Source organism: Phenylobacterium sp. (genome assembly GCF_036264965.1).
Taxonomy (GTDB): domain Bacteria; phylum Pseudomonadota; class Alphaproteobacteria; order Caulobacterales; family Caulobacteraceae; genus Phenylobacterium.
The window spans coordinates 21,345-32,361 of the sequence record NZ_DATAPY010000131.1 but is presented as its reverse complement, the minus strand read 5'-3'; the positions used below and the strand labels follow the sequence as shown (position 1 = coordinate 32,361).

The following is an 11,017-nucleotide window of genomic DNA, read 5'->3' as shown; positions in this document are numbered from 1 at the left end:
GACCGAATATATGAAGGACGCGGTCGAACGTTATTCGGCCAAATATTATCCTTATCCCTGGCCGGCCGCGATCAACGTCGCCGGCCCGGCGGCGGGCATGGAATATCCCGGCATCGTCTTCGACGGCATCGACGACAAGGCCAAGACCCTGTTCTTCATCTCGGCGCACGAGATCGGCCACTCGTGGTTCCCGATGATGGTCGGCAGCGACGAGCGCCGCGACGCCTGGATGGACGAGGGCTTCAACACCTTCATCGACGTCTACGAGAGCGATGACTTCCAGGGCGGCGTGTACGGGCCCAAGCGCGACGGGGAATATGCGCCGTCAGCGACGGGCACGCCTGCCGACCAGATCGCCGAGCTTATCAAGGACCCCGAGGCGCCGGTGATCCTGAGCCGCGCCGACACCGTGCGCGAGAAGTACCGTCATCCGGTGACCTACTTCAAAGCCGCCTTCGGCCTGACCCTGCTGCGCGAGGACATCCTGGGCCCGGAGCGGTTCGATCCGGCGTTCCGCAAGTACGTCGCCGACTGGGCCTTCAAGCATCCCAAGCCCAGCGACTTCTTCCGTGAGATGGAGAGCGCCGGCGGCGAGGACCTGTCGTACTTCTGGCGCGGCTATTTCCTGAACAACTGGTCGCACGACATGGCGGTGACCTCGGTGACCTACGTCGACGGTGATCCCGGCAAGGGCGCGCAGGTGACGGTGCAGAACCTCGGCCAGCTGGTGCTGCCGGCGACGCTGCGGGTGACCTACAAGGACGGCAAGAAGCGCGACATCCGCGTGCCGGTGGAGACCTGGATGCAGACCGGGACCCACACCTTCACCGTCGAGGGCGGCGGCGCGGTGGCCGAGGCGACCATCGACCCGGATCACCGCCTGCCCGACGCCGACCGCTCGAATAACAGCTTCAAACCGCAGTAGGGCCGCCGAGGTTGAAACTTTACTCTCTCGAACCCCCAACATCGTCATCCCGGCCGCAGCGAAGCGGAGAGCCGGGACCCAGGGGTTCAGGCGGTGCGGTTGCTCTTGGGTCCCGGCTCGGCCTTTCAGGCCGTCCGGGATGACGGGAATTTTTAGGTCATGAGCGGAGTCCAAAATGAAGAACCGCATCACCGAGCTGCTGGGCGTGCAGTACCCGATCGTCCAGGCGCCGATGGGCTGGATCGCCCGGGCGCAGCTGGCCTCGGCGGTCTCCAACGCCGGCGGCCTGGGCGTGATCGAGACCTCGTCCGGGCGCCTCGACGAGGTGCGGGAAGAGGTCAAGAAGATGCAGACCCTCACGGACAAGCCGTGGGGCATCAACGTCGCCCAGGCCTTCGTGCGCGACCCGGACATCGTGCAGTTCGTCGCCGACCAGGGCGTCAAGTTCGTCACCACCTCGGCCGGCGATCCCAACCGCTATTGCGAGGCGCTGAAGGGCAAGGGCCTGACGGTGTTCCACGTGGTCCCGTCGCTGGCGGCGGCCATGAAGGCCATCGAAGCCGGCGTCGACGGCCTGGTGGTCGAGGGCGGCGAGGGTGGCGGGTTCAAGAATTCCCGCGACGTGGCGACCATGGTCCTCCTGCCCCTGGTCTGCTCCAAGGTCGGCGTGCCGGTGATCGCCGCCGGCGGCATCGTCGACGGGCGCACCATGGCCGCGGCCTTCGCCCTGGGCGCCGAGGGCGTGCAGATGGGCACCCGCATGGTTTCGGCCGCCGAGAGCCCGGTGCACCAGAACTGGAAGGACATGATCGTCGGCGCCAGGGAGACCGACACGGTGTTCCTGAACCGCTTCGGCCCCGGCCCGGCGCTGCGGGCGCTGCGCACCGAGAAGACCACCGAGTACGAAAAGACCCCGCCCGAGAACATCATGGGCGAGTTCAGCCGCGCGCTCGACCTCTACTTCGGCGGTGACATGGAGGCGTCGATCGCGCTCTCCGGTCAGGTCGCCGGGCGGATCGACAGCGTGAAGCCGGTGGCCCAGATCATCAGGGAGACGGTGGAGGAGTTCGAGGCGACGGTGGCCGAGATCGGGGCCCGCTATGGCCAAGTCCCCGCATAAATAGCCCGTCATCCCGGCCGCAGCGAAGCGGAGAGCCGGGACCCAGGAGTTCAAGCTGTGCGGCGGCCCTGGGTCCCGGATCGGCTTTCAGCCGTCCGGGATGACGGCGCTTTTTTGATCTTAGATAGCCCCCACCACGCTCACCAACGCCTCCGCCGGGCTCGCGCCTTCCAGGTGGATGCGGGACCAGAGGGCGAAGAAGAGGAGGGGCCAGCGGACGCCGTCTCCGCCGGCTTTGAAGGCTTCGGCGACGTCGGGCTGGACCTGGCAGACGGCGTCGATTTTCCCGATCCGCTGGGCGATATCGGCGGCTCTCGGCGCGATCCAGGCTTCGACAGGGACGGTGAAGCCCTGCTTGCGGGCCCAGGGCTCGGCGGCGGGGCAGGTGCGTTCCAGCCATTTGCGCAACAGCCATTTGCCGTAGCGGCCGCGGACTTTGAAATTGTCGGCGAGCGGGAAGGCGAAGGCGGCGACCTCGCGGTCCAGGAAGGGCGTGCGGCCCTCCAGGCCGTGGGCCATCAGGCAGCGGTCGAGCTTGAGCAGCAGATCGTTGGGCAGCCAGGTGGCGATGTCGGCCCACTGGGCCTGCTGCAGGCGGGTCAAGCCCGGCGGGGCCTTGGCCTCGGCGCGCCAGCGGGCGAGGGCTGCGGGATCGGCGCCGCGGGGCTCGGCGGGGCGGCCGCCCAGCCAGGCGGGGCGCAGCGCGCGGCGATAGCGGCCGTAGCCGCCGAACAGCTCGTCGCCGCCCTCCCCGGTGAGCACGACGGTGAGCGTGCCCTTGGCGGCCTCGGCCAGCTTGTAGGTGGGGAGCGTCGCGTAGTCGGCGGTGGGGTCGTCCAGCGCCCAGACGACCTCAGGCGCGATCCGCCAGAAGTCGGCCTCTCCGAAGGTCGTCTCGCGCCAGTCGAGGTTGAGCGCGCGGGCCACCTTCTCGGCCTGGGCCCGTTCATCCGCCGCGCCGGGGGCGTCGAAACCGCAGGTGAAGGCGGTGACCGGGCGCTCGTTCAAGCGCGCCATCAGGGTGGCGATGGCGGCGGAGTCGATGCCGCTGGAGAGAAACAGGCCGTAGGGCACGTCGGAGCGCTGGTGCACACGGACGGAGTCTTCGAGGACCCGATCCAGCTCCTCCAACAACCCCCGCTCATCCCCGCGAAGGCGGGGACCCATGGGGCGCTGGCGCGTTGGCTCGATCCGCGCTTCATCCCGGGACTCGGCTTGGGTCCCGGCTTCCGCCGGGATGAGCGGGGTTTTGGGGAGCCAGGGCTGCCGCCAGTTGCTGACGATTCGCCCGTCGCGGACCTCGACCACCTCGCCGGGGGCGAGGCGGCGGAGGCCCTGGAAGAGGGTGCGGGCGCCGAGGGTGTAGTTGAACGACAGGAGTTCGCGGGCCGGCTCGGGGTCGAGGACGGTCTGCATCAGGCCGGCCTTGAGGAAGGCGCGCGGCTCCGAGGCGAAGGCCAGGCCGCCGTCGTGTTCCATGATGTAGAGCGGCTTGATACCGAAGGGGTCGCGGGCCAGCCAGGTGCGGCCATCGCCGCCGATGAAGCACAGCGCGTACATGCCGCGCAGGCGCTGGAACGCCGCCTCGCCTTCGCGGGCGTAGAGGTGCAGCAGGGGTTCGAAATCGGAGCCGGTGGTCAGAACGTCGGTAAGCTGATGATCGCGCGTTAGCTCGACATAGTTATAGATCTCACCGTTGCCGATCACCGTCGAACCGGCGGCGTGCAGCGGCTGCCAGCCGCCTTCCAGATCGATGATCGAGAGGCGCGCGTGGGCGACCGCCACGCCGGCCATGGCCTCGATGCGGATGCCGTCGGGGCCGCGGTGGGTCAGCGCCGCGATCATCTCGGCGGCGCGCGCGTCCGCGCCTCCGACCTGGCCCGCGATGCCGCACATTCAGAGCGCTCCGTAGTCGGAGAAGAGGGTCTTCCACTGGCCGATCACCGCGGCCTCGGAGAACTCCGCCGCCACCCGGCCGAGGCCGCGCTCGGCCAGCTTCGCGGCCCGGTCCGGCGCCGCCAGGAGCTGGCGCACGCCGTCGGCCAGGGCGTGGGCGTCATCGATGGGGACCAGCAGGCCGTCGCGCCCGTCCTCGATCAGCGCCTGGGGGCCCTGGCTGGCGGCGGCGATCACCGGCAGGCCGTGCGCCCAGGCCTGGATCACCACATTGCCCAGCGGCTCGTAGCGGGAGGGGAAGACGCAGATGTCGGCGGCCCGGTAGAGCGCTGAGGGATCGGTGCGCCAGCCCAGGAAGCGCACGCGGTCCTCGACGCCCAGCGCCTGAGCCATGGCCTTCAGCTTGGCCTCCAGGGGCCCGACGCCGGCGATCCACAGCCAGGCGTCCGGAAGTTCGGCCAGGGCCTGCAGGCTGACGTCGTGGGCCTTGGAATCGTGCAGCCGGCCCATGCCGAGCAGCAGCGGTGCGCCAGCCGGGGTGTCGAGGGTCGCGCGGTCCAGCCCCGCGCCATTCGCCGGCGCGGCGGCGAAGTTGGGGATGCAGCGCACCCGGCCCGCCGGCCAGCCCTGGCCCACGATCCACTCGGCGATGTCCTCGGTGTTGGCCACCAGCTCCTCGAAGCCGGCGTAGTATTTGAGGTTGTAGTAGCCGCCCAGCCGCCCGATCCGCGCCCACGGCCCCTTCGGCGAATGCCGCGCCGCGCGGTTCATCCAGGCGAGCAGCAGCTTGGAGCCTTGCAGCCGGGCGTAACCGGCCGCGGCGGTCTTCGTGAGGATGTCGATCGGCCCGCCGAAGCCGAGGGTTTTCACCGGCACACCGACAGCCTTCAGCGCGGCCTCGCGGCCGGCATGTTTGCGTATGGCCGCGGCCTCGCCTACCCCGGCGCGCTTCAGCGCCGTGACGAGGTCGACGAAGTAGGTCTCGGCCCCGCCGTCGCCCGACGTTCCCAGAAGGTGCAGCACGCTCATGTGTAGGCGGGAACGTAGCGGGTCGGATGACCGGATAGAAGGGGAGGCGGTGGGGATCTTTCGGCCCGTTTGAGGACCACGCCTGGCAAGCGCCAAGGCCTCGCACCCGCCGCGAGCTTTTCAATGCCCAGGGGAGGAGTTCTCATGCTGGGTGCGAGCGCTTGTGCCGGTGCGGGCCGCACACCTAGCGTCCCTTCCGTCACCCGCCGACTCCCTCGCGCGGCCTGACCGGAGGACCCCAGATGATCCGCGAGACCCCGCGTCTGCGCGCCGCAGCGCTCGCTGCCGCCGCCCTCGCCGCAATGGCCCTCGGCGCAGGCGCCGCCCAGGCCACCCAAGTGTTCAGCGACAATTTCAACAGCGAGAACGGTGGCGTCGCCGCGAACCCCTACACGGGCTTCGCCAACTGGACCGTTCTCAGCGGCGCCGTCACCCTTAACGAAGGCGCGCCATGCGACGGCGGCTCGGGCGGCTGCGTCGGTCTCGACGGGCGCGGCGGCGGCGGCTCCGAGTTCGAGATGAGCAACAGCATCAGCTACGGCGTCGGCAGCCTAGTCACGCTCACCTATGACATCGCCGGCAACCACCACGACTGCTCGGTGTGCGCCACTGACGACGAATACGAAGCCGGCTTCTTGTTCTCCAACATTGGCGAGACGATCAACGACGTGACGCTCGACGGCCAGGACGTCGGTCCTATCGTCATTTCAACGGGCATCGACCTGTTCGGAACCGGCTTCCCACTCCCGTTCAATGACCCGTGGACGACCCATACCGTCAGCTTCACCGCCACGGATGCCGGGACGATCAAGGCTCATTTCCGCAGCTTCAGCACCGATGGCGTCGGCCCGCTGCTCGACAACGTGAGCGTCGACGTGACTGGCGGCGTCCCCGAGCCCGCCAGCTGGGCGCTGATGATCGCGGGCTTCGGCCTGGCCGGGGCGGCGCTGCGCCGCCGCCGCTCTGCGGTCGCAGCCTAGGCATGTTGGCTGAGTTCGACGCGCTGCTGGCGTTCGGATCTACCGGTGTCGTGTTTGCTCCCCCCGATAGCGGACGTTGGTCCAGACGCTCGTCTCGCCGACGTTCCAGGCACATCTGAACAGGCCGCGCCCTAAGTCCATGGCGGCCAGAGGCCGCTCCTTGACCTGCCCGAAGCGTCTGCCCGCAAGGCGCTTGAAGCGGAAAGGTCGAGACCCTATAAACCGCGCCTCGCGCTCGGGGACCCGCGTCCGCGCGGCTGGGTAGCTCAGATGGTTAGAGCGGTGGATTCATAACCCACAGGTCGGCGGTTCGATCCCGCCCCCAGCCACCACCCCTGGCGCGACGATCTCCTCAGCGTGCATCGTAGACCTTCGGCGCGGCGCCCAGGGCGACGGGGCCCAGTGTGGTGCGTCCGGCCTGGAAGTCGAGGGTCGCCTGGGCGGTGTCGCCGCCGGCCTGGCGGGCTTGGACCACGGCGGTGGCGGATTGCGCGGCGCCCTGGTCGACCACGCCCTCGGCGCCCATGGCGTCCAGGGCGCGCGGAGCCTGGCGCAGGGTGACGGGGAGCGAGCCGGAGAGCCGGCCGTCGCTGGCGACGCCCAGCGTGCCCGTGCGGACGCCCAGCACCGCGTCGCCGGCGGTGATCCCGGCGTCGCGCACGGTCATCCGCCCGCCGGCGTCGGCCCAGTGGCGCACGGCGCTGGGCCAGTCGCGGCCCTGGAAGGCGCTCATTTTCGACAGGGTGGAGTTCCAGACGATGCCGATCGGCTTGTCGCCGGCCACGCGGGCGAAGAGGCCGCTGAGCCGGGCCTTGCCGCCGTCCAGCCGGGCGAAGACGCCGCCCTCATCGTCCGGGCCGGCGCGCAGATGGAACTCGACGCGGTCGGCGGTGGTGAGCGCGAAGGGCTGGGCGCCGGGCTGCGGGGTGAAGGTGAGCTTGACGCCTTCGAAGGAGAAGCTGGGCGGCCGCGCGGCCAGGTGGGTCAGGCTGGCGTGGAGCAGGTCGCCCTTCACCGCCACCGGCCCGCCGATGGGGCGCACGAAGCTGAGGCCGGCGGGCGCGGCGATCACCCAGTTGCCGAGGGCGTGCATATAGGCCTCGGCTTCCAGGCGCGGCGCGTCGAGACCCCAGCCGGAGGGCTCGCGGCCGCTGAACTCGGTGAGGGTCACGTCCAGGCGGAAAGGGTAGCCGCCGATCTGGCGGTCCTTCCAGGCGAGGTGGTAGCCGGCCTGGCCAAGGGCGGCGACGGCGGCGTCCATGCGGCTGGCGGCCTGGCCGCGGGCCCAAACCCAGGCGCCGCTCCAGAGGGCGACCAACAGGCCGAGCGCGACGAAGGGCAGCCACAGGCCGAGGCGGCGGGGTTTGCGGGCGGGCGAGGGATCGGGCAGAGACATGGCCTCTCTATAGCCGCGGTGTGGGATGTCCGACGAGCTTTGGGTCTTCGGCTACGGGTCTTTGATGTGGCGGCCGGGCTTTGCCTTCGTTGAAAGGGCCCCCGCGACGCTGGCGGGGCGTCGGCGGGCGTTCTGCATCTACTCGGTGCATCATCGGGGCACCTATGCGCGGCCCGGGCTGGTGCTGGGCCTGGCGCCGGGCGGATCGGTGCGCGGCGCGGCCTACCGGATCGCCCCGGCCGATTGGGCGAGCGTCTACGCCTATCTGATGGAGCGCGAGCAGCCGACCGAGACCTATATCGAGGCGCGGCGCTTTGTGCGGCTGGCCGACGGGCGGCGGGTGGAGTGCCTGGTCTTCCTGTCGGACGCGCATCACCCGCAGTGGGCCGGCGCGCTCAGCCTGAAGCGGCAGGCGCAGCTGATCGCCGGCGCGACGGGGCTGTCGGGGCGCAACGTCGACTACCTGCGCGACCTGGTGGAGCACCTGGGCCAGGAGGGGATCGTCGACCGGTCGATGCAGCGGCTTCTGGGGTTGGTGGAGGGCATCATCCCTCCTCTTTAGGGAAGGGATAGGCCGCGAAGCGGCCAGGGTGGGGAAGTGTGGGCCAGAGCGCTGAGTCTGCATTTGAACGCGACTCCCCCACCCGTCTCGGCTTCGCCTCGCCACCCTCCCCTAAAGAGGAGGGATGAAGATCAGAGCGTCAGCAGCTTGTTCGACGCGGTCTCGATGCGGTCCTGCAGGACGCGCATGAACTCGGCGCGTTTCAGGCCGGGCGGGATGGGCTCCAGGTACTCGTAGACGATGACGCCCGGGTGGCGTAGGACGCCGTGCGCGGGCCAGTGGACGCCGGCGTTGGTGGCCATCGGCGTCACCGCCACCTCCAGCTCGCGGTAGAGGGCGGCGATGCCGGGCTTGTAGTCGCCGGCCACGCCGGGCTCGCCGCGGTGGCCTTCCGGGAAGATCACCAGCTGACGCCCGTCGGCGAAGCGGTCCTTGGCGTCGGCGACCATCTTGCGCAGGGCTGCGGCCTGGCCCGCGCGGTCGACGACGATCATCCGCCCCTTTGCCGCGTACCAGCCGAAGAACGGAATCCACATCAGCTCCTGCTTGGTGACGAAGCAGCTGTTCGGCAGCACCACGAACTGGGCGAAGACGTCGAACATGCACTGATGCTTGGGCGCGATCAGGGCGTGGCCGCGGGGGATGTACTGCTGGCCGCGGAACTCGACGCGGATGTTGCAGACCACCCGCAGCAGCAGCATCACGCCCAGCGACCAGATCTTCCACGAGCGGATCATCCAGATCCTCGGGAACACCACCAGGGGCACGATCAGCAGCACCCAGAAGACCGACCACAGATAGAACAGGGCCGTGAAGAGGAGGGATCGGACGAGGAGCAAGATCAGCCCTTCTGAGGCGCCGCAGGCGTGGCGCGCGGGCCGAGGCCCAGCACCGCCTCGCGGCCGAGGATCGCCAGATACTTGCAATACTCCACCGCCAGCAAGCGCGCAGCGCCGGGCGAGCGCCACCACGCCCGGGCCTGCAGGGCGGCTGTGGGCGTGGCGTAGGTCTGCAGCGCGAAGTCCGGCCTGCGCAGCACGGCCCGCAGCTCCAGCATGGCGCGGGGCATGTGGTAGTCGGAGGTGACGACGGTCAGGCTGCGGTAACGCATGGTCCGCGCCCACTCGGCGGTCTCCCGCGCATTGCCGACGGTGTCGGCGGCGGTGAAGCCTAAGTCCACGCAGCAGTCGTAGAGCCGGCGCACCGCGCCGGTGGCGGTGCGCAGCTGCTCGCGGGTGACCTCGCGGTTGACGCCGGAGACCAGGACGCGGCGCCCGCGGTGCTCGGCCAGCAGCTGGACCGCTGCGGCGATGCGTTCGTTGGAGTTGGCCCCGGTGAGCGCCACGACGCCGTCGGCGGGAGCCGGCTCCGGCTGCTGTGCGGTCGACTGCTGTACGCGCGCGGCGAAGGCGAAGAGGCCGGCGGTCCAGATCAGCGCCAGCACCATGAGGGCGGCCAGCGTCCTCACGGCATGGCCCGGATGAAGCCGACGGCGGTCAGCTGCGCCGCGACGGCGGCCACCAGGGCGGCCAGCAGCGGGCAGGGGACGACGGCCAGCAGGTCGCTCCAGGCCAGCGGCAGGGCCGGCGTCAGGCCCTCGCCGCCGCCGGCGATCCGCAAGGCCGCGCCCACCACCATGGCGGCGATGGCGCCCAGCAGGCCGGCGTAGCCCGCCGTCTGAGCGAACCGCACCTGGAACAGGCGCGCGATGAAGCCGTCCTCGGCGCCGGCCAGGTGCAGCACCTCGACCACGTCGCGGCGGGCGGCGAGGCCCGCGCGGGTGGCGAAGGCGATCACCGCGCCGGCGGCGGCGGCGATCAGCAGGAAGACGCCGACGCCTAAGGCGCGCACCAGGCCGCCGGCGCGGCGGATGTCCTTGATCCAGATGGAGTGGTCGTCGACCGTGGCGTCGACGTTCTGACTGGCCAGCGCCGCGCCCAGCTGTTTGGCCGTGGCGGGATGGTGGCCGTCGAGGGTCACGGCCACGAGCCTGGGCACCGGCAGGTCCTCGATGTCGCTGACGTCGCCCAGCCAGGGGCGGATCAGGTCATAGGCCTTGGCGGGCTCCAGCGCGCGGGCCTCCGTCACGCCGGTCACGCCGGACAGGGCCTCGGCGGCGCGGGCGGCGGCGGCGTCGGGGGTCTCGCCGCCGCGCGGGCGCACGATCACCGTCGCCTCGCCGGTCAGCTGGCCGGTCCAGCCGGCGGCGGCGCGGTCGGCGGCGAGCACCCCCATGGCGGTCAGGCAGGCCAGGAAGCAGAACACCGCCACCACGAAGATCAGCGCCCCGTCGCGGGTCTCCTTCTCCGGGAGGAACGGCGCGGGTTTCCAATGCTGGACGTCGAAGATCTCGCTCACGGGAGCGGCCCCTGCGCGGGCTTCGGGCTGATGCGGCCGTTCTCCAGCAGCAGGACCGGGCGGCCCGAGCGGGCGATCAGGTCCTGGTCGTGGGTGGCGATCAGCACCGTGGTGCCCAGCCGATTCAGCTCCACGAACAGACGGAAGATGCGCACGGCCATGTCGTGGTCGACGTTGCCGGTGGGCTCGTCGGCCAGGAGGATGTCGGGCCGATTGACCACGGCGCGCGCGATGGCCAACCGCTGGCGCTCGCCGCCGGCCAGGGTGGCGGGCATGGCGTGCATCCGCTGGCCCAGGCCCACCCAGGTGAGCAGCTCGGCGACGTCGTTGCGGTAGTCGGCGGGCTTGCGGCCGGCGATGCGCAGGGGCAGGGCGGCGTTGTCGAAGGTCGACAGGTGGTCGAGCAGCACCAGGTCCTGGAACACCACCCCGATGCGGCGGCGAAGCTGCGGCTTGGCGCTGGCGGGCGCATTGGCCACGTCGCGGCCGAACAGATGGACCAGCCCCTTCGACGGCTGGGCGGCAAGGTAGATCAGCTTCAGCAGCGAGCTCTTGCCGGCGCCGGAAGGGCCGGTGACGAAATGGAACGACCCCGGCGCCAGGCCGAAGTTCAGGTTGGTGAGGACGTCCGGTCCCCGGCCATAGCGCATGGAGACATCGTCAAAGCGGACAACGTCTTCGGGGAATTTGCCTGCCGCGGCGGCAACGGGGTTTCTGGACATGGAGACCGAAATCGGCGACCTCGGATGGA

General features: G+C 70.4%; 11 protein-coding genes and 1 tRNA gene. 5 read left to right on the top strand and 7 right to left on the bottom strand.

Going from position 1 to position 11,017, the window contains the following annotated elements; genetic code table 11:
- Both VHS75_RS17735 and VHS75_RS17725 read left to right on the top strand, forming a co-directional pair.
- Nucleotides 1-925, top strand: a 925-nt coding sequence (locus VHS75_RS17735; RefSeq protein ID WP_329639943.1) for a M1 family aminopeptidase, incomplete at its 5' end; no start/stop codon positions are given.
- A gap of 175 nt (nucleotides 926-1,100) precedes the next feature.
- Complete coding sequence (locus VHS75_RS17725; protein ID WP_329639942.1) at nucleotides 1,101-2,045, top strand: NAD(P)H-dependent flavin oxidoreductase; 945 nt, start codon at nucleotides 1,101-1,103, stop codon at nucleotides 2,043-2,045.
- A 120-nt stretch (nucleotides 2,046-2,165) separates the two neighbouring features.
- Here VHS75_RS17725 and asnB read toward each other — a convergent pair whose 3' ends face one another.
- Nucleotides 2,166-3,941 carry an asparagine synthase (glutamine-hydrolyzing) gene (gene asnB, locus VHS75_RS17720; protein ID WP_329639941.1) on the bottom strand — a complete coding sequence of 592 codons (1,776 nt, stop codon included), beginning with the start codon at nucleotides 3,939-3,941 and terminating at the stop codon, nucleotides 2,166-2,168.
- Entirely contained in the window at nucleotides 3,942-4,970 is a 1,029-nt protein-coding gene (locus VHS75_RS17715; RefSeq protein ID WP_329639940.1) for a glycosyltransferase, read from the bottom strand.
- 242 nt (nucleotides 4,971-5,212) lie between these two features.
- On the opposite strand from VHS75_RS17715, the gene VHS75_RS17710 reads away from it, so the two are divergent.
- Both VHS75_RS17710 and VHS75_RS17705 read left to right on the top strand, forming a co-directional pair.
- Nucleotides 5,213-5,950, top strand: coding sequence for a PEPxxWA-CTERM sorting domain-containing protein (locus VHS75_RS17710; RefSeq protein ID WP_329639939.1), 738 nt, complete (start codon nucleotides 5,213-5,215; stop codon nucleotides 5,948-5,950).
- 255 nt (nucleotides 5,951-6,205) lie between these two features.
- A tRNA-Met gene (locus VHS75_RS17705) sits at nucleotides 6,206-6,282 on the top strand.
- 20 nt (nucleotides 6,283-6,302) lie between these two features.
- On the opposite strand, the gene VHS75_RS17700 is transcribed toward VHS75_RS17705, so the two are convergent.
- The gene (locus tag VHS75_RS17700) at nucleotides 6,303-7,346 is read right to left on the bottom strand and encodes a DUF2125 domain-containing protein (protein WP_329639938.1); all 1,044 of its coding nucleotides are present in this window, start codon (nucleotides 7,344-7,346) and stop codon (nucleotides 6,303-6,305) included.
- A 25-nt stretch (nucleotides 7,347-7,371) separates the two neighbouring features.
- Here VHS75_RS17700 and VHS75_RS17695 point away from each other — a divergent pair, with 25 nt between their 5' ends.
- Entirely contained in the window at nucleotides 7,372-7,908 is a 537-nt protein-coding gene (locus VHS75_RS17695; protein ID WP_329639937.1) for a gamma-glutamylcyclotransferase, read from the top strand.
- A gap of 131 nt (nucleotides 7,909-8,039) precedes the next feature.
- Here VHS75_RS17695 and VHS75_RS17690 read toward each other — a convergent pair whose 3' ends face one another.
- From VHS75_RS17690 to VHS75_RS17675, 4 genes are read right to left on the bottom strand one after another with little or no spacing between them, the layout of a single operon-like run.
- A complete protein-coding gene (locus VHS75_RS17690) occupies nucleotides 8,040-8,747 on the bottom strand; it encodes a lysophospholipid acyltransferase family protein (protein WP_329639936.1) in 708 nt (235 codons plus the stop codon).
- A 2-nt stretch (nucleotides 8,748-8,749) separates the two neighbouring features.
- The gene (locus VHS75_RS17685; protein WP_329639935.1) at nucleotides 8,750-9,376 is read right to left on the bottom strand and encodes a YdcF family protein; all 627 of its coding nucleotides are present in this window, start codon (nucleotides 9,374-9,376) and stop codon (nucleotides 8,750-8,752) included.
- Nucleotides 9,373-10,266 carry an ABC transporter permease gene (locus VHS75_RS17680; RefSeq protein ID WP_329639934.1) on the bottom strand — a complete coding sequence of 298 codons (894 nt, stop codon included), beginning with the start codon at nucleotides 10,264-10,266 and terminating at the stop codon, nucleotides 9,373-9,375. The genes VHS75_RS17685 and VHS75_RS17680 overlap by 4 nt, the downstream gene beginning before the upstream one ends.
- On the bottom strand, nucleotides 10,263-10,988 hold the full coding sequence (locus tag VHS75_RS17675; RefSeq protein WP_329639933.1) for a cell division ATP-binding protein FtsE: 726 nt from the start codon (nucleotides 10,986-10,988) through the stop codon (nucleotides 10,263-10,265). Before VHS75_RS17675 ends, VHS75_RS17680 begins: the two co-directional genes overlap by 4 nt.
- Nucleotides 10,989-11,017 lie beyond the last annotated feature (29 nt).

Excerpts from the sequence above, each read along its gene's own strand:
- asnB (WP_329639941.1), bottom strand. The coding sequence starts at position 3,941 with ATGTGCGGCATCGCGGGCCAGGTCGGAGGCGCGGACGCGCGCGCCGCC.
- VHS75_RS17725 (WP_329639942.1), top strand. The coding sequence starts at position 1,101 with ATGAAGAACCGCATCACCGAGCTGCTGGGCGTGCAGTACCCGATCGTC.
- VHS75_RS17715 (WP_329639940.1), bottom strand. The coding sequence starts at position 4,970 with ATGAGCGTGCTGCACCTTCTGGGAACGTCGGGCGACGGCGGGGCCGAG.
- VHS75_RS17675 (WP_329639933.1), bottom strand. The coding sequence starts at position 10,988 with ATGTCCAGAAACCCCGTTGCCGCCGCGGCAGGCAAATTCCCCGAAGAC.
- VHS75_RS17695 (WP_329639937.1), top strand. The coding sequence starts at position 7,372 with ATGTCCGACGAGCTTTGGGTCTTCGGCTACGGGTCTTTGATGTGGCGG.
- VHS75_RS17700 (WP_329639938.1), bottom strand. The coding sequence starts at position 7,346 with ATGTCTCTGCCCGATCCCTCGCCCGCCCGCAAACCCCGCCGCCTCGGC.
- VHS75_RS17710 (WP_329639939.1), top strand. The coding sequence starts at position 5,213 with ATGATCCGCGAGACCCCGCGTCTGCGCGCCGCAGCGCTCGCTGCCGCC.